The sequence below is a fragment of the Streptomyces sp. NPDC050145 genome, assembly GCF_044460245.1.
GTDB lineage: Bacteria > Actinomycetota > Actinomycetes > Streptomycetales > Streptomycetaceae > Streptomyces.
Map to the genome: position 1 here is coordinate 101,762 of NZ_JBITJS010000025.1, position 15,324 is coordinate 117,085.

A 15,324-nucleotide genomic window follows, 5' to 3' on the forward strand; every position below is an offset into this window, starting at 1 on the left:
CGCCCACAAGAAGAGACCGGCCACGCCCTGGACCGCCCGGCAGAACCGACCACTCTCCCGGACCGGGGCACCCGCCCCACGGCACCAGCCGCCCCGGATCAGTGCGTCAGCCCGACACCCTCCGCAAGCCGCGCTGCGGCCTGCGCGAAGAACGCGGCGCGGTCCTCCACGACGCGCTGGAACTGGCCGAACATCTCGAAGCCGACGAGTCCGAAGAGCTGTGCCCACGCGGCGACCAGGGCCGCCGCGATCTCGGGCGGCAGATCGGGCGCCAGATCCGCCGCGATCCGCTCCGCCTCGGGCCTCGCCGCCGGTGCGAGCGGCGGCAGTACGGTCTCACCCGCCTCGTGGGCCTCCCGGAGCAGGCCGATCAGCAGCAGGCCGACACGGGCCGCGGCCGGGACCGTGCTCTGCGGCGCGCTGTAGCCGGGCACGGGCGAACCGTAGATGAGGGCGTACTCCTGCGGATGCGCGAGCGCCCAGTCCCGCACCGCGGCACAGACGGCCACCCAGCGGGTGACGGACGTGGCTCCCTCGGCCCGGCCGGCGTCCGCTCTCTCCGCGGCCTCGCCCAGGGAGTCGTACGCGTCGGTGATCAGAGCGGTCAGCAGATCGTCGCGGCTCGGGAAGTACCGGTACAGGGCCGAGGAGGCCATCCCGAGCTCACGGGCGACGGCGCGCAGCGACAGCTTGGCCGCTCCTTCGTCGGCGAGCTGTCTGCGTGCCTCGTCCTTGATGGCCGCGGTGATCTCCAGGCGGGCGCGTGCGCGAGCCCCTTGGGTGGTCCGGGAAGGCGTGCTGCGGGTCGTACTCATACGGCCAGTCTCGCATGCGATCGGAGCGGTGCACACATCGCGGAACGCCGCACACAAAAGAGAGCACTGCTCTTGCATCGGCATGCCGGACGGGTGCAGAATGCTCTCAAGCGAGAGCACCGCTCACACTTTCCTGGAGGACACGATGTCCGCGTCGGCCCCGCACGTGCAGAAGCCCGGATGGTTCACCGTCAACGTCATGAACCGGGCCGTCGCCTGGATCACTCGCAGGGGCATCAGCGTCTGGGGTTCCCGGGTGCTGGCCGTCCGGGGCCGCAAGAGCGGCGAGTGGCGCACGACGCCGGTCAACCTCCTGACCGTGGACGGGCAGCAGTACCTCGTCGCGCCGCGCGGCCATGTGCAGTGGACGCACAACATGCGGGCCGCGGGCGGCGGCGAGCTGCGCCTCGGCAAGCGCGCCGACACGTTCACGGCGGTCGAGGTCACCGACGACGACAAGCCGGTCCTGCTGCGGTCCTACCTGAAGCGCTGGAAGGCCGAGGTCGGGGTGTTCTTCAACGGCGTCGGGCCCGACTCCTCCGACGAGGAGCTGCGCCGCATCGCGCCCGACCACCCGGTCTTCCGCATCACGGTCACGAACTGACCGCGTCGCCCTCCTGCCGGTCGAGCCGGGACAGCGCGCGTCCCGCGACCGGATGCGTGCGCACCATCTCGGCCAGCGAGGACGAGCCGCGGACGATCTTCGCGAAGGCGTGCCAGGCGGGCCGGAAGCCGGTGATGGCCGTGTGGATCAGTCCGGGCCGCCGGGCGAACACGGTCAGCATCCGACGGCCCACGGCCATCTCGACGCCGAGCCCGGCCTTGATCGCGAACGCGTAGTTCAGCGCCTGCCGCCGCGCGTCCACCGCGTCGTGCGCCTCGGCGACCCGCACCGCCCACTCCCCCGCGAGCCGCCCCGAGCGCAGCGCGAACGAGATGCCCTCACGGGTCCACGGCTCCAGCAGGCCGGCCGCGTCACCGCACACGAGGACCCGGCCGCGCGAGAGCGGCGAGTCGTCCGCGCGGCAGCGGGTCAGGTGCCCCGAGGAGATGGCGGGCTCGAACCCGGCGAGGCCGAGCCGCCCGATGAAGTCCTCCAAGTACCGCTTGGTGGCGGCGCCTTCGCCGCGCGCCGAGATCACACCGACGGTGAGCGTGTCGCCCTTGGGGAACACCCAGCCGTAACTGCCGGGGATCGGGCCCCAGTCGATGAGGACGCGCCCGCGCCAGTCCTCGGCCACCGTCTCCGGCACCGGGATCTCCGCCTCAAGGCCGAGGTCCACCTGGTCGAGCTTGACCCCGACGTGCGCTCCTATGCGGCTGGCGCTGCCGTCCGCGCCGACGACGGCCCGCGCCAGGACCGTCTCACCGTCCGACAGCACGACCGCGACGGTGCGCCGGTCGGGGACGGCCGAACCGTGCTGCTCGACGCGCGACACGGTGACGCCCGTGCGCAGTTCGGCCCCGGCCTTCTGGGCGTGCTCGACGAGCCGGGCGTCGAACTCCGGACGGTTGATCAGACCGAACAGCATGCTGCGGGAGCGCCGCGTGCGCGTGTACTTGCCGTTGAGCGAGAAGGTGACCGCGTCGATCCGGTCCTTGAACGGCAGCTCGAAGCCCGGCGGCAGCGCGTCGCGCGAGGGGCCGATGATGCCGCCGCCGCACGTCTTGTACCGCGGGAGCTCGGCCTTCTCCAGGAGCAGCACCCGGCGGCCGGCGACCGCGGCCGCGTACGCGGCGGACGCCCCGGCGGGTCCCGCGCCCACCACGACGACGTCCCACACACCCAGGTCGCGCTCGTCGGCCATCTCGTTGCCGTCCGCCGGGTTCTCGCTGCTCACGATGGTCTACTGCTCCCGAATCGCCACTGATGGGACTGCCTGCCGCCTTGCTCCCCCGCATCCTACGACCGGGGCCGCGCTGACCCGCTGTGGGAGGATCATCGGCACACCCCGTACAACGTCGCACCCACGAGGAGCGTGCCCATGTCGCCGCATCCGATCGCCGAGACCGTCACCTCTCTGCTGCCCCGCGCCAAGGCGGAGCTGACCGAACTGGTGGCCTTCAAGTCGGTGGCGGACTTCGACCAGTACCCGAAGAGCGAGAGCGAGGGCGCCGCGAACTGGGTCGCCGACGCGCTGCGGGCCGAGGGCTTCCAGGACGTCGCGCTCCTCGACACCCCGGACGGCACCCAGTCCGTCTACGGCTACCTGCCCGGCCCGGCGGGCGCGCCCACCGTGCTCCTGTACGCGCACTACGACGTGCAGCCGCCGCTGGACGAGAGCGCGTGGGCCACGCCCCCGTTCGAGCTGACCGAGCGTGAGGACGGCCGCTGGTACGGACGCGGCTCCGCCGACTGCAAGGGCGGCGTGCTGCTGCACCTGCTCGCCCTGCGCGCGCTGAAGGCGAACGGCGGCGTGCCGGTCGGCGTCAAGGTCATCGCCGAGGGCTCGGAGGAGATGGGCACGGGCGGCCTCGAGCGCTACGCCGAGCAGCACCCGGACCTCCTCACGGCCGACACCATCGTCATCGGCGACGCGGGCAACTTCCGCGTCGGCCTGCCGACGGCGACCTCGACGCTGCGCGGCATGACGCTGGTGCGGGTCCAGGTCGACACGCTGGGCGGCAATCGGCACTCCGGCCAGTTCGGCGGGGCCGCGCCCGACGCGCTCGCCGCGCTGATCCGCGTACTGGACTCGCTGCGCGACGAGGACGGTTCGACCGTCGTCGACGGGCTGCCGGCCGGTGCGGAGTGGGACGGGCTGCAGTACGACGAGGAGAGCTTCCGCAAGGACGCGAAGGTGCTCGACGGGGTCGAGCTGATCGGCTCCGGCACGGTCGCCGACCGGATCTGGGCGCGGCCCGCCGTGACCGTCCTCGGCATCGACTGCCCGCCGGTCGTCGGCGCGACGCCGTCCGTGCAGGCCGGCGCCCGCGCGCTGATCAGCCTGCGAGTGCCGCCGGGCCAGGACGCCGCCGAGGCGACCAAGCTCCTGACCGGGCACATCGAGGCGCACACCCCGTGGGGCGCGCGGGTGAGCGTCGAGCAGGTCGGCCAGGGCCAGGCGTTCCGCGCGAACACGCAGAGCCCGGCGTACGCGGCGATGGCCGAGGCCATGGCGGAGGCGTACGACGGCCAGGAGATGCAGTTCGCCGGCCAGGGCGGCTCGATCCCGCTGTGCAACACGCTGGCCTCGCTCTACCCCGAGGCGGAGATCCTGCTCATCGGGCTCAGCGAGCCGGAGGCGCAGATCCACGCGGTGAACGAGAGCGTGTCGCCGGACGAGCTCAAGCGGCTCTCGGTCGCGGAGGCGCTGTTCCTCCAGAAGTACGCGGCCGCCGCCAACTGACGTGTCCCCGAGGGCCGTTCCGCTCTGCTCCCGGCAGAGACGGGCGGCCCTCGGCCCGTTCCGCGCCTACGGTCACCGCATGAAGCCCTACCCCGTGACCGAGATCCGCGACCTCAGCCCGCACCTGCGCCTCCTGCGCTTCCCCGTCGGCCAGGCCTACCTCTGGCGGGACGGCTCCGACCTGACACTGATCGACGCGGGCGCGTACGGCGCGGGCCGGCCGATCGCCGAAGCCGTACGGGACTGGGGGCACGCCCCGCAGGACGTGCGCCGCATCGTCCTCACCCACTTCCACGAGGACCACGCGGGCGGCGCCGCCGAGTTCGCCCGCCTCAGCGGCGCCGAGATCCTCGCCCACCACCTCGACGCCCCGTACATACGCGGCGAACACCCCGGCCCGGAACCGGTCTTCGAGGACTGGGAGCGCCCGATCCACGAGACGGCCCTCGCCGCGCTTCCTGCCCCGCCCGCGCACCCCGAGTTCCCGCCCTCGGTGCGGGAGCTGAAGGACGGCGAGCTGCTCGACGGCATCGGCGGCGGCGCGGTGGTGGTCCCGGCCGCGGGCCACACGGAGGGTTCGATCGCGCTCCATCTCCCGCACCACGGAGTCCTGTTCACCGGCGACGCCATCGCCGCCTCCCCGGTGGACTCCCAGATCGTCCTCGGCGTCTTCAACCAGCAGCGCCCCCAGGCCGTCAGATCCTTCCACCACCTGGCATCCCTGGACACGGACCTGGCCTGCTTCGGCCACGGCGACCCGGTGACGAGCGACGCGGGCGCGGCGCTGCGGGCGTCGGCAGCGACCTACGACCTCCCGGCCTGAGGGGCCCACCCCTGGGGGAGGCGCGGCGAAGCCGCATGCCTCCAGGGGCGCGGGGAACTGCGCGACCAGCCACGACGCACCGCAAGCCGACAACGCTCCACACCCCTGTGGCGCCATCCCCGCACCAAGCCCCGGGTCACCCCAAGGGCACGCCCGCTTCCAGGTAATGGGCAGCGCCGCGCTCCCGCGCCCTGAGCGCCCACCTCAGCCGCTCGAAGCGGACGGGCGGCAACATCCCCGCCGCCTCCTCCTCCGTCACGAACCGCCAAGCCCTCAACTCGGGCCCGGGCAACACGACTTCGACGCCGTGCTCCAGCCGCCCCCCGTCGAACAGCATCCGCAGCCCCCCGTACGCCGGAGGCACCGGCCGCTCCCAGTCGACGACCAACAGCCCGGGCACGTCGGCGAGTCGTATCCCGGTCTCCTCGGCGACCTCCCGCATCCCGGCTCGCGCGGGCGCCTCCCCCGGTTCGACGACCCCGCCGGGGAACTCCCAGCCCGGCTTGTACGTCGGGTCGACGAGCAGCACCCGGTCCTCGGCGTCGAAGAGGAGGACACCGGCCGCGACGGTCTCGGCGGTCGGCTCGGGCGTCTGCACGATGTCGCAGGGCGCCGCCTCTCCGGTGCGGACGGCGGCGGCGATCCGTACGGCGGTCTCGCGCGGGGTCAGGGCGCCGTTGTCGACGGGGTAGGCGTCGGCGGCGAGCCAGGTCGTGAACGCGGCGCGGTACGGCTCGATGTCCGCCGGGGCCTCACCGGCGGGGTCCCGCTCGCGCAGGATCGTTTCCCCTGGGGCGAGGAGCACATGGCACACCGGGATCCGGCGGGCGGCGAGCCCGCCGAAGATCTCGTCGCGGTACTCCTGGCGCAGCAGCGCCATCGGCACCACGAGCACCCCGCCCAGTTCGGCGTGCAGGGCGGCGGCGGTGTCGACCACGAGGCGTCGCCAGATGCGCAGGTCCTGCCGGTCGCTGACTTCCGCGAGCCGCTTGGGCGGCAGCAGGCGCTCCAGTTCGGCGTCGATCACCTCGGGGTCGAAGAGCGTGCAGTTCGGGATCAGATCGATCAGCTCCCGGGCGGCGGTGGTCTTGCCCGCACGAGACGCGCCGTTGACCCAGACGATCACGGTTCCCCCTCTTCGTCGGCCCCCAGAGGCTTGCCCGCAACACCCTGCCACGGAAACCAGGCACTGATGAGGGGGCGGACACGCCGCGCGCGCCCGGCGCGGCCGGGGTCAGCCGGCGAGCGCCGCGCGGATCTGGCGGGCGGTCTGCGCGGCGATCGCCGGGCTGCTGCCGGCGTAGGCCGCGTAGGCGCTCAATCCCGTGGTCAGGGCCCAGCCGCGGCCCCGCAGCCAGGTCGCGTCGTCCGTGCCGAGTGCGGTGCGGAAGACGGCGCGGGCGGGTGGGGACAGGAGGGTGAACGCCACCATGAGGTCGACGGCGGGGTCGCCGAAGCCCAGGCCGCCGAAGTCGATGACTGCGCTGATCCGGCCGTCGACGGTCAGCAGGTTCCCGGTGTGGAAGTCGCCGTGGAACCAGACGGGGCCGGTGGCGCGGGGCGGGGCCGCGAGGGCGGCCTCCCAGAGCTGCGTCATGGCGGGCGCGTCGAAGACGTGGGCGAACCGGGCGATGGCTCGGCGGGTTCCCGCGTCTCTCTCACCCAGCGTCTCGCCGCTCAGACCGGAGCGGTCGACGGGCGGGGCGGCGGACTGCAACGCCCGGAGGAATCCGGCCAGTTGACGCGCGCCCCGGGTGGACCCGCCGACCTCCTCGACGGTCGCCGTACGCCCGTCCAGCCAGCGGGCCACTGCCCAGGGGAACGGGTAGCCGAGTCCGGGGCGGCCCACGGCCACCGGGACGGGGACGGCGAGCGGCAGGTGCGGGGCGAGCCGGGGCAGCCAGGCCGACTCCTTGTCCGCCTGTCCCCGCACGTCCGCGCGGCGCGGGAGGCGCACCGCGAGGTCCGGGCCGAGGCGGTGGATGACGTGGTCCGAGCCGCCGGGGTCGACCGGGGTCAGGGGCAGCGCGGCCCACTGGGGGAACTGGCGGTCGACGAGGCGTCGTACGAGCGCGGTGTCGATGACGGGCGGCGGGCTCGCGAGCTCATCAGCGGTCGTCACGCCGCCACTCTGCCCCTTTCGGTCAACCCTCCACCACCCGATTCACTCCATCAAGTGACGAGTCCGTGCGGGAATTCGAGACCTCGGGCCAACTCGGGGGCCCGGCCGTTACCGTGACCGCGCAGACGCCCCAGCCCCCGGCGTCCGCGTGTTCGTCCGCATACCGAGATTCCGTGACCACACCCTCGGCTCCCCTCCCGGAGCCGGACAGGTGCCCGAACCCGGGGGGACCCATGCGACAGGGCCACCGCGCAGACCACCTCACCCTCACCCGTTCCGCCGCCGACCCCGGCCCCCCGCCCGTGGTCCGCGAGACCGGCGACAGCGTCGTGGTCGAGCTCGACGGGGAGATCGACATCCTCGCGCTCCAGCGGATGACGCCGCTCCTGGACACGGTCGCGGCGGGCCCGTACCGGGTCGTGGCCGTGGACCTGACCGCGACGACCTTCCTCGACTGCTCCGGCCTGACCCTCCTGGTCCGCGCCAGCCGCCGCGCCCGCGCCCGCGGCGCCCGCACCACGGTGATCTGCCGTCACCCCCTGACCCTGCGCGTCATCGACGTGGCAGGCCTGACCGACACCCTGACCCCGGTCCCGACGCTCCACGAAGCGCTCCGCTGAGCCACCGAGGACATCCGCCGGCCGCACCGCACGGGCACCCGCGCCCCGACGGGGCCCCGGTCGGCCGGCGCGCCGCGCGGACCGGCAGCACGAGACACCCCGACCGCCCGAGGCGGGCTGACACCGCCCCGCGTCCCCTACGTCACTACTTCACTACTTCACCGCGCCGACCCAGTGCTTCCCGTCCTTCAGGAAGTCGGGCACGACCTCCACATCGACCTTCTTCAGCTTGTTCCGCGGAATGTCGAACGCGAAGTCGGCCGTGCCGGAGGAGCCCGGGGACACGCTTCCCGTGATGCCTCCGCCCAGATCCCCGTCGAAGATCTGCTCACAGACGTCGCCGTCCGGCCCTGCCTTCACGTTCACCGTCAGCAGCGCCCCTTGGAAAGCCTCGTCCGACCCGTTGTGCACCGTGATCCGCCACTTCACGGCCTGGTTCCCGGTCGTGTGCCCGATCGAGTAGGGGCTCGGCGTGAACTTGACCGGTTTCGAGACGGTGACCGAGAGGCCGCCATTCCACTTCTTCGTCTTCCCCCAGGCATCCGCGGCCGCCGAGGGCGAAGCCGCAGCCACCGCCACCCCGGCGCTGGACGCCAGGAGGCACGCAGTCATCGCGGCGGCGATCGAGAGACGCGCCGTCGCGGGTACGCGTATGCCGTTCATGAGGCCATGATCCTCCCGGGCCCCGGACACGGTCGACCGGAGCCGCTCGGCACCTCCTCTACTCGGGCAGCGGCCGGTCCGTGATGACGTTCTTCATGACCAGGGTCGAGGTCAGGCGCTGGACTCCGGGCAGCCGCGCCAGTTGTTCGTCGTAGAGCTGCTGGAAGGCGGCCAGGTCGCTGGTGGCCACGCGCAGCAGGTAGTCCGGTTCACCGAAGAGGCGTTGCGCCTGGAGGACGTGCGGGACGGCCGACACGGCCTCTTCGAAGGCGGTGACGGTGTCCGGGGTCTCCCAGCGCAGGGTCGCGAAGACGAGCGCCTCGAAGTTGAGACCTACGGCTGCCGGGTCGACGACCGCACGGTAGCCGCGGATCGCACCCGCGCGTTCGAGATCGCGCAGCCGGCGATGACAGGGCGAGACGCTGAGCCGCACCCGGGCGGCCAGCTCGGTGATCGTCAGACGGCCGTCGAACTGCAGCTCAGCAAGAATTTTCCGATCCAGAGCGTCCATGGCGAAGATTCTCCCCCAGATCGCGCCGTAGCGGGGTAAGGATGGCAACACTTTCGGGCACATCCGACCTAGCCTTCCCTCCGAAGCAAGAAGAGCGAGAGGGAACGATCGATGGACACGACGACGCTGGCGGCCTTCCTGGTGGTGGACCTGCTGCTGGTGTTCACTCCGGGCGCGGACTGGGCCTACGCGATCTCCGCCGGACTGCGGGGACGTTCCGTCGTCCCGGCGGTGGCCGGGCTGATCGCCGGACACGCGGTCTACGCCCTCGTGGCCGTCGCGGGCCTGGCGGTCGTCGTGGCGAGCTACCCGGCCGCGCTCACCGCGCTGACCGTGGCGGGCGCCGGCTATCTGCTGTGGCTGGGATGGGGCGTGCTGCGGGAGCCGGCCGTACCGACGACCACCGAAGCGGGCCCCGAGACGTCCCGGCTGCGGACCATGGTCAAGGGCGCCGGGACCAGCGGCCTGAACCCGAAGGCGCTGCTGCTGTACTTCTCCCTGTTCCCGCAGTTCATCGACCCCGCCACGGGCTGGCCGGCCGCCGCGCAGACCGGTCTGCTCAGCACGGTGCACCTGATCGCGTGCGCCGTCGTCTACCTGGCCGTCGGCGTCCTGGCCCGCACGGTCCTGAGCACCCGCCCCGCGGCCGCCCGCCTCGTCACCCGCGTCAGCGGCGCGATGATGATCGCCATCGGCGCGCTGCTCCTGGTGGAGCGCCTGACCGGCTGAGCCCGGCCAGAGAACCCGCGCCGCGAACCGGGAACGTCCGGCCGAGCCGTCGGCCCCGCCAGAGCGGCCGCCCCGGCTGACATAGGATCCTGCCCTCGCCAGAGGGGGGACATGTCCACAGAAGAGATACCCGCCGAGCCGTCGGCAAGACCTGGACGGCCGCGCCGGCGCGCGGCCCTGCTCGTCGGGCTCGTCGTCGTGCTCGCCGCGCAGACCGGCGTCCTGGTCGCGCAGCAGTTGCAGATCAGCGACCTTCAGAACCAGCGCCAGGCACCCGGCCCGGCGGGCCCGTCCGGACCTGTCGGGCCGGCCGGAGCGATCGGCCCCCGCGGCGCCCCTGGCCCGGCGGGCAAGGACGGCGCCGACGGACAGGACGCCGCCCCGGCGGTCGTGGTCCCGCCCGATTCCGACGCGCACGTCCCCGCCGCGCTCAGCCGGACGGAGGCGCACGCCCACTGCCAGACCGTCGCCGACGAGGCCTATCCCGGCGGCAGCGACTCGGGCGACGAAGCCCTCGACACCCTCACCGACGAGTACTCGGCCACGATGCAGCAGAAGACGTTCGCCGAGTGCATGAGTGAGCAGGGGTATCCGCAATAGCCCCGGCAACCTTGACTCCCGCGCGCCGGCCCGACGTCAATCAGCCCGCAGGAACCCCGAGTTGGCGGCCTGGCCCAGGAAGCTCAGGCGGGTGTCGCCCGCCATGTGCTTCTCGAACGCCTCCTTGATGCCGGGCCACTTGGGATGGCCGAAGTCGTCGAGGACCACGATGCCGCCCGGCGCCGCGATCTCCTCGGCCCAGGCCAGGTCCGCCGCCACGCCCGGCGCCGAGTGGTCGCCGTCGACGATGATCACGCCGTACGCGCGGTCGGCGACGGCGGCGCGTACGTCCGGGTCGCCGGAGAAGCCGCGCTGGACGCGGGCCGCGGCGCCCGCCTCGCCGGCGAGGGCGAGGTTGGTGCGGACGGCGGCGCCCCGCACGGGGGTGCCCGTCGGGTCGGCGCCCTCGGTGGTGCCCGGCTGGAGCTGCAGTCCGGCGAGCGGATCGACGATCGTCAGGCGCGGATCGCGTCCCGCGCGCTCCAGCATCCGGATCATGGCCGCGCCGAACATCCCGTAGAGCGTGCCGATCTCGAGGACGTCGTCGTTCGGCGGGTCGAGCAGCGGTACGGCGGAGAGCTTGCCGCAGATGTTCATGGTGCCGCCGGCGATGCGGCCGACGCCGAGGGACTCCAGGGCGATGAGGAGGCGGAACGACTGGGCGACGTTGCGTTCCGCGCCCGCGCGGTCGCCGGTCAGCTGCTCCAACTCCCCGACGAGGCGGTCGAGATGGACCTGGGCGGGGAGCCGGGACGGGCCGCGTCCCGTGCCGTCGAGCAGAAGCTCCAGAGGGCGCTGGCGATTGCGCAGAGGGGCGACGCGGCGTTCGACGCGCTGGTCGATCCGCTGGTCGATGAGGTCGACGACCGGGCGCAGGGCCCGTCGGGCGGTCTTGCCGGAAAGTAGCGCTCGCATGGTTCGGTGACCCTCACGGGTAGACGACGTGACGGCGTACATGGGGGTAAGGGGGGTGGGGACGAGCGCCGTGGGGGCGCCGCGTTCCAGCGACCGTAGGGGAACAGGTGCACGCACTTCAAGCACAGCGGCAGAAGCCCGCGATGCCCCGAAATCGCGTATGAATTCCGGGCGAAGGGCAGGTGAACGGCGGTGCGCGGTACGCCGGCAGGCGTCGGGTCGGACAGCCGACGGGCGCCGGTCAGACGGCCTGCGGGTGCGCCTCGCCCGCGTGCGCGCCCCTGCGCAGCGCCGCGGCCGCCGCCCCGACGAGCCCCGCGTCGGTGCCCGTGGACGCGGGAGCCACCTCGAGGCGCTGGACGAAGGAGAGCGTGGCGTAGTCGCGCAGGGCGCGGCGCAGCGGCGCGAAGAGGACCTCACCCGCCTTCGCCACTCCCCCGCCGATCACGGCGATGTCGATCTCGACGAGGGTCGCGGTGGCGGCGATGCCCGCGGCCAGGGCCTGGGCCGCGCGCTCGAAGGAGGCGACGGCAGCCCGGTCGCCCGCCCGGGCGGCGCGGGCCACGGCAGCGGCGGACGCGTCGCCGTCGGACCCCGGGCGCCAGCCGTCGGAGAGCGCGCGCCGGGCGATGTTCGGACCGCTCGCGATGCGCTCGACGCAGCCGCGCGCGCCGCAGGGGCAGAGGTCGCCGTCGAGGTCGACGCTGATGTGGCCGATGTGGCCCGCGTTGCCCGTCGGGCCCGGGTGCAGCTGCCCGCCCAGGATCAGCCCGCCGCCGACGCCGGTGGACACCACCATGCACAGCGCGTTGTCGTGGCCGCGCGCCGCGCCCTGCCAGTGCTCGGCGGCGGTCATCGCCACGCCGTCGCCGACGAGCTCGACGGGCAGACCGCCGACACGGTCCCGGACGCGGGCGACGAGCGGGAAGCCGCGCCATCCGGGCACGTTGACCGGGCTGACCGTGCCCGCCGGGCGGTCCACGGGCCCCGCGCTGCCGATGCCCACGGCGCGGGCGCCGGACCACAGCGGGGAGGCCGCGAGCTCGTCGAGCACCGCCTCGACCGCGCCCATCACCGTGTCGCCGTCCTCCTGCGCGGGCGTCGGCCGCTGTGCCCGCAGCAGGATGCGGCCCCGGTGGTCCACCAGGGCGCCGGCGATCTTGGTGCCGCCGATGTCCAGCGCGGCGACGAGGTCCATGTGCATCGGTGTCGGATCCCCCTGGGGAAGGCCGGGAAAAGGCAGGTCGAGGAGGCAACTGTAAGGAAGCCTGAGCATGCGGTCGACAGTCTCCCCCGAGTCTGACAACGTTGTCCAGGGCCTATGCTCGACGCCACATAGGCATACCGCATGATGAACCCCTGACGAACGGCCGTCGCCCCGCCTCCGAGTGCGGTCGCCTCGGCCGGTCGCACGGCCGCGACGACAGGACAGGACAGCGCACAGTGGACCGTACCGCCCGCCGCACCGAGAGCCGCTACGGCAACCGCCCGACGATGAAGGATGTCGCCGCGCGGGCCGGAGTCGGCCTCAAGACCGTGTCCCGTGTCGTCAACGGGGAGCCGGGCGTCACCCCGGACACCGAGCGGCGCGTGCAGGAGGCGATCGCCGCGCTCGGCTTCCGGCGCAACGACAGCGCGCGCGTCCTGCGCAAGGGCCGCACGGCGAGCATCGGCCTCGTCCTGGAGGACCTCGCCGACCCGTTCTACGGGCCGCTGAGCCGGGCCGTGGAGGAGGTCGCGCGGGCGCACGGCGCGCTGCTCATCAATGGATCGAGCGCCGAGGACCCGGACCGCGAGCAGGAGTTGGTGCTCGCCCTGTGCGCGCGGCGCGTGGACGGGCTCGTGGTGATCCCGGCCGGCGACGACCACCGCTATCTGGAGCCGGAGATCGCGGCGGGCGTGGCCACGGTGTTCGTGGACCGTCCGGCCGGGCGGATCGACGCGGACGTGGTGCTGTCGGACAGCTTCGGCGGGGCCCGGGACGGTGTGGCGCACCTGATCGCGGGCGGGCACCGGCGGATCGGCTTCATCGGCGACCAGCCGCGCATCCACACGGCCGCGGAGCGGCTGCGCGGCTACCGCGCCGCGATGGAGGACGCCGGTATACCGGTGGCGGACCGCTGGATGTCGCTGGGGGTCACCGACCCGGAGCGGGTGCGGCGGGCCGCCGAGGAGATGCTGTCCGGGTCCGACCCGGTGACCGCGATCTTCGCGGGCAACAACCGCGTGACGGTCACGGTGATCCGCGTCCTGGCCGAGCAGAAGCGCTCCGTCGCGCTCGTGGGATTCGACGACATCGAGCTGGGCGATCTGCTGAGCCCCGGCGTGACCGTCGTCGCGCAGGACGCGGCGCAGCTGGGCCGCACGGCCGCCGAGCGGCTGTTCCGTCAGCTGGACGGGGCGACGCTGCTCCCGGAGCGCATCGAGCTGCCGACGCGGCTGATCCGGCGCGGCTCGGGCGAACTGCCGCCCGCCGACTGACCGATCCGGTCCCGGACACGTTTCTGCCCCTCCCCGGCCGACCCCGGGGAGGGGCAGAGTCTTTGTGCGGCGCGCTGCGGAGTGCGCGGTGGGGGCTACTTGCCCTTGACCGTCAGGTCGCCGCGGCGCGGGCCCGCGTAGTGCTCGAGCCCGGCGAGCGTGAGGCCGGTCCGGCTGACGACCTCGCCGGAGTCGAGGGCGCCGCAGTCCATGCCGCGCAGGAGGTAGCCGGCGAGGGCCTTGGCGGTGGCGGGCTCGTCGGCGATGTCGCCGGCGGCCTGCTTGGCGTAGGCGGCCAGGCGCGCGGCGGCGGCCTCGAAGCCCTCGCGGTAGAAGGCGAAGACGGCGGCGTAGCGGGTGGGGATGTGGCCCGGGTGCATGTCCCAGCCCTGGTAGTAGGCGCGGGCCAGGGCGCGGCGGGTGAGGCCGTAGTGGAGGCGCATCGCGTCGTGGACCTTGGCGGTCGTGCCGATCGGCAGGACGTTGGTGGAGCCGTCCGAGACGCGGACGCCCGTACCGGCGGCGGCGACCTGCATGACGGCCTTCGCGTAGTCGGCGGCCGGGTGGTCGCTGGCCTGGTAGGCGGCGGAGACGCCGAGGCAGGCGCTGTAGTCGAAGGTGCCGTAGTGCAGGCCGGTGGCGCGGCCCTCGGCGGCGTCGATCATCTTGGCCACGGCGGCGGTGCCGTCGGCGCCGAGGATGGACTGGCTGGTCTCGATCTGGATCTCGAAGCCGATCCGGCCTTCTTCCAGGCCGTGGTGCTTCTCGAAGGCCTCGACGAGCCGCACCATCGCGGTGACCTGCTCGGGGTACGTCACCTTCGGCAGCGTGAGGACGAGGCCCTCGGGCAGGCCGCCGTGCTCCATGAGGCCGGTGAGGAAGATGTCGAGGGTGCGGATGCCGCGGTCGCGGACCGGGGCCTCCATGCACTTCATGCGGATGCCCATGTACGGGGCGGCCGTGCCGTCGGCGAACGCCTCGGAGATGACGCGGGCGGCGCGGGCGGCCGTCTCGTCCTCGTCGGCGTCGGACTTGGGGCGGTAGCCGTCCTCGAAGTCGACCCGGAGGTCCTCGACGGGCTCGCGCTCCAGCTTGGCGCGTACACGGCTGTAGACGGGCTCGGCGAGCTCGTCGCTCAGACCGAGCACCGCGGCGAACGAGGCGGCGTCCGGCGCGTGCTCGTCGAGCATCGCGAGCGCCTGGTCGCCCCAGGACCGGATGGTGCCGGCGTCGAAGGCGTCACCCGGGACATAGACCGTGTGGACCGGCTGGCGGGTGCCGGGGTCTCCCGGGTAGCGGCGCCCGAGCTCCGCGTCGACCGGGGCGAGTGAGGCGCTGATGCCCTCGCTGACCGCACCGGCGAGGCTCGTCGACACCTTCTCCTGCTGACCCATTACTGCACCCTCCATATGCTCGATGTTTCCACTCCACGGAATCAACAATCCGCATAGTGAAGTTAACGGCCGTGATGACGTCAGTCAATGGCTCCCTTGCATGGTCCCGTCACGCGGACGGGGCCGCGCGGTGATGAACACCACGCGGCCCCGTCGACAGTGGAGCGGGTCAGCCCTTGCGGGTCTTGACCTCCTCGGTCAGCTGCGGGACGACGTCGAAGAGGTCGCCGACGACGCCGTAGTCGACGAGGTCGAAGATCGGGGCCTCGGGGTCCTTGTTGATCGCGACGATCGTCTTCGA

Annotated in this window: 16 protein-coding genes and 1 pseudogene; 7 read left to right on the forward strand and 10 right to left on the reverse strand. The window is 73.1% G+C overall.

The window, feature by feature from the left end:
• Window positions 1-98: 98 nt before the first annotated feature.
• The gene (locus ACIBTU_RS35915; protein WP_399130897.1) at window positions 99-815 is read right to left on the reverse strand and encodes a TetR/AcrR family transcriptional regulator; all 717 of its coding nucleotides are present in this window, start codon (window positions 813-815) and stop codon (window positions 99-101) included.
• Window positions 816-960: 145 nt separating this feature from the next.
• On the opposite strand from ACIBTU_RS35915, the gene ACIBTU_RS35920 reads away from it, so the two are divergent.
• Window positions 961-1,419 carry a nitroreductase family deazaflavin-dependent oxidoreductase gene (locus ACIBTU_RS35920; RefSeq protein ID WP_399130898.1) on the forward strand — a complete coding sequence of 153 codons (459 nt, stop codon included), beginning with the start codon at window positions 961-963 and terminating at the stop codon, window positions 1,417-1,419.
• On the opposite strand, the gene ACIBTU_RS35925 is transcribed toward ACIBTU_RS35920, so the two are convergent.
• Window positions 1,409-2,623 (reverse strand): geranylgeranyl reductase family protein, encoded by a 1,215-nt coding sequence (locus ACIBTU_RS35925; protein WP_399130919.1) that lies wholly within the window; start codon window positions 2,621-2,623, stop codon window positions 1,409-1,411. The two genes, ACIBTU_RS35920 and ACIBTU_RS35925, sit on opposite strands and share 11 nt — an antisense overlap.
• A 177-nt stretch (window positions 2,624-2,800) precedes the next feature.
• On the opposite strand from ACIBTU_RS35925, the gene ACIBTU_RS35930 reads away from it, so the two are divergent.
• Together ACIBTU_RS35930 and ACIBTU_RS35935 are read left to right on the forward strand one after the other, a co-directional pair.
• Window positions 2,801-4,165: a dipeptidase gene (locus tag ACIBTU_RS35930; protein ID WP_399130899.1), complete on the forward strand. Its 1,365-nt coding sequence runs from the start codon at window positions 2,801-2,803 to the stop codon at window positions 4,163-4,165.
• 79 nt (window positions 4,166-4,244) lie between these two features.
• Window positions 4,245-4,988 carry an MBL fold metallo-hydrolase gene (locus ACIBTU_RS35935; protein ID WP_399130900.1) on the forward strand — a complete coding sequence of 248 codons (744 nt, stop codon included), beginning with the start codon at window positions 4,245-4,247 and terminating at the stop codon, window positions 4,986-4,988.
• 136 nt (window positions 4,989-5,124) lie between these two features.
• Here the strand turns inward: ACIBTU_RS35935 and ACIBTU_RS35940 are convergent, their stop codons facing one another.
• Both ACIBTU_RS35940 and ACIBTU_RS35945 read right to left on the reverse strand, forming a co-directional pair.
• Entirely contained in the window at window positions 5,125-6,114 is a 990-nt protein-coding gene (locus tag ACIBTU_RS35940) for an NUDIX domain-containing protein (RefSeq protein ID WP_399130901.1), read from the reverse strand.
• A gap of 108 nt (window positions 6,115-6,222) precedes the next feature.
• Window positions 6,223-7,110, reverse strand: coding sequence for an aminoglycoside phosphotransferase family protein (locus tag ACIBTU_RS35945; RefSeq protein ID WP_399130902.1), 888 nt, complete (start codon window positions 7,108-7,110; stop codon window positions 6,223-6,225).
• Between the two features lie 233 nt (window positions 7,111-7,343).
• Between ACIBTU_RS35945 and ACIBTU_RS35950 the strand changes: the two genes are divergently transcribed.
• Window positions 7,344-7,730 carry an STAS domain-containing protein gene (locus ACIBTU_RS35950; protein WP_399130903.1) on the forward strand — a complete coding sequence of 129 codons (387 nt, stop codon included), beginning with the start codon at window positions 7,344-7,346 and terminating at the stop codon, window positions 7,728-7,730.
• A gap of 153 nt (window positions 7,731-7,883) precedes the next feature.
• Here the strand turns inward: ACIBTU_RS35950 and ACIBTU_RS35955 are convergent, their stop codons facing one another.
• Both ACIBTU_RS35955 and ACIBTU_RS35960 read right to left on the reverse strand, forming a co-directional pair.
• Window positions 7,884-8,393, reverse strand: coding sequence for a hypothetical protein (locus tag ACIBTU_RS35955; protein WP_399130904.1), 510 nt, complete (start codon window positions 8,391-8,393; stop codon window positions 7,884-7,886).
• A 58-nt stretch (window positions 8,394-8,451) separates the two neighbouring features.
• Window positions 8,452-8,904, reverse strand: coding sequence for an Lrp/AsnC family transcriptional regulator (locus ACIBTU_RS35960; RefSeq protein ID WP_399130905.1), 453 nt, complete (start codon window positions 8,902-8,904; stop codon window positions 8,452-8,454).
• 111 nt (window positions 8,905-9,015) lie between these two features.
• Here ACIBTU_RS35960 and ACIBTU_RS35965 point away from each other — a divergent pair, with 111 nt between their 5' ends.
• Window positions 9,016-9,633 carry a LysE family translocator gene (locus ACIBTU_RS35965; RefSeq protein ID WP_399130906.1) on the forward strand — a complete coding sequence of 206 codons (618 nt, stop codon included), beginning with the start codon at window positions 9,016-9,018 and terminating at the stop codon, window positions 9,631-9,633.
• Between the two features lie 111 nt (window positions 9,634-9,744).
• Window positions 9,745-10,233, forward strand: a complete 489-nt coding sequence (locus tag ACIBTU_RS35970) for a hypothetical protein (RefSeq protein ID WP_399130907.1) — start codon at window positions 9,745-9,747, stop codon at window positions 10,231-10,233.
• Between the two features lie 36 nt (window positions 10,234-10,269).
• Here ACIBTU_RS35970 and ACIBTU_RS35975 read toward each other — a convergent pair whose 3' ends face one another.
• The gene (locus ACIBTU_RS35975) at window positions 10,270-11,148 is read right to left on the reverse strand and encodes a class I SAM-dependent methyltransferase (protein ID WP_399130908.1); all 879 of its coding nucleotides are present in this window, start codon (window positions 11,146-11,148) and stop codon (window positions 10,270-10,272) included.
• A gap of 241 nt (window positions 11,149-11,389) precedes the next feature.
• On the reverse strand, window positions 11,390-12,352 hold the full coding sequence (locus ACIBTU_RS35980) for an ROK family protein (RefSeq protein ID WP_399130909.1): 963 nt from the start codon (window positions 12,350-12,352) through the stop codon (window positions 11,390-11,392).
• A gap of 239 nt (window positions 12,353-12,591) precedes the next feature.
• Between ACIBTU_RS35980 and ACIBTU_RS35985 the strand changes: the two genes are divergently transcribed.
• Window positions 12,592-13,629 (forward strand): LacI family DNA-binding transcriptional regulator, encoded by a 1,038-nt coding sequence (locus ACIBTU_RS35985; protein ID WP_399130910.1) that lies wholly within the window; start codon window positions 12,592-12,594, stop codon window positions 13,627-13,629.
• Between the two features lie 95 nt (window positions 13,630-13,724).
• Here ACIBTU_RS35985 and ACIBTU_RS35990 read toward each other — a convergent pair whose 3' ends face one another.
• On the reverse strand, window positions 13,725-15,023 hold the full coding sequence (locus tag ACIBTU_RS35990; protein ID WP_399130911.1) for a DUF6986 family protein: 1,299 nt from the start codon (window positions 15,021-15,023) through the stop codon (window positions 13,725-13,727).
• Between the two features lie 169 nt (window positions 15,024-15,192).
• Window positions 15,193-15,324: pseudogene (locus ACIBTU_RS35995) on the reverse strand (electron transfer flavoprotein subunit alpha/FixB family protein); the annotation flags it as partial.

What these genes read in the sequence shown, in the direction of transcription:
- ACIBTU_RS35915 (WP_399130897.1), bottom strand. Translation starts at nt 815, where the DNA reads ATGAGTACGACCCGCAGCACGCCTTCCCGGACCACCCAAGGGGCTCGC.
- ACIBTU_RS35920 (WP_399130898.1), top strand. Translation starts at nt 961, where the DNA reads ATGTCCGCGTCGGCCCCGCACGTGCAGAAGCCCGGATGGTTCACCGTC.
- ACIBTU_RS35925 (WP_399130919.1), bottom strand. Translation starts at nt 2,623, where the DNA reads ATGGCCGACGAGCGCGACCTGGGTGTGTGGGACGTCGTCGTGGTGGGC.
- ACIBTU_RS35930 (WP_399130899.1), top strand. Translation starts at nt 2,801, where the DNA reads ATGTCGCCGCATCCGATCGCCGAGACCGTCACCTCTCTGCTGCCCCGC.
- ACIBTU_RS35935 (WP_399130900.1), top strand. Translation starts at nt 4,245, where the DNA reads ATGAAGCCCTACCCCGTGACCGAGATCCGCGACCTCAGCCCGCACCTG.
- ACIBTU_RS35950 (WP_399130903.1), top strand. Translation starts at nt 7,344, where the DNA reads ATGCGACAGGGCCACCGCGCAGACCACCTCACCCTCACCCGTTCCGCC.
- ACIBTU_RS35955 (WP_399130904.1), bottom strand. Translation starts at nt 8,393, where the DNA reads ATGAACGGCATACGCGTACCCGCGACGGCGCGTCTCTCGATCGCCGCC.
- ACIBTU_RS35960 (WP_399130905.1), bottom strand. Translation starts at nt 8,904, where the DNA reads ATGGACGCTCTGGATCGGAAAATTCTTGCTGAGCTGCAGTTCGACGGC.
- ACIBTU_RS35965 (WP_399130906.1), top strand. Translation starts at nt 9,016, where the DNA reads ATGGACACGACGACGCTGGCGGCCTTCCTGGTGGTGGACCTGCTGCTG.
- ACIBTU_RS35970 (WP_399130907.1), top strand. Translation starts at nt 9,745, where the DNA reads ATGTCCACAGAAGAGATACCCGCCGAGCCGTCGGCAAGACCTGGACGG.
- ACIBTU_RS35975 (WP_399130908.1), bottom strand. Translation starts at nt 11,148, where the DNA reads ATGCGAGCGCTACTTTCCGGCAAGACCGCCCGACGGGCCCTGCGCCCG.
- ACIBTU_RS35980 (WP_399130909.1), bottom strand. Translation starts at nt 12,352, where the DNA reads ATGCACATGGACCTCGTCGCCGCGCTGGACATCGGCGGCACCAAGATC.
- ACIBTU_RS35990 (WP_399130911.1), bottom strand. Translation starts at nt 15,023, where the DNA reads ATGGGTCAGCAGGAGAAGGTGTCGACGAGCCTCGCCGGTGCGGTCAGC.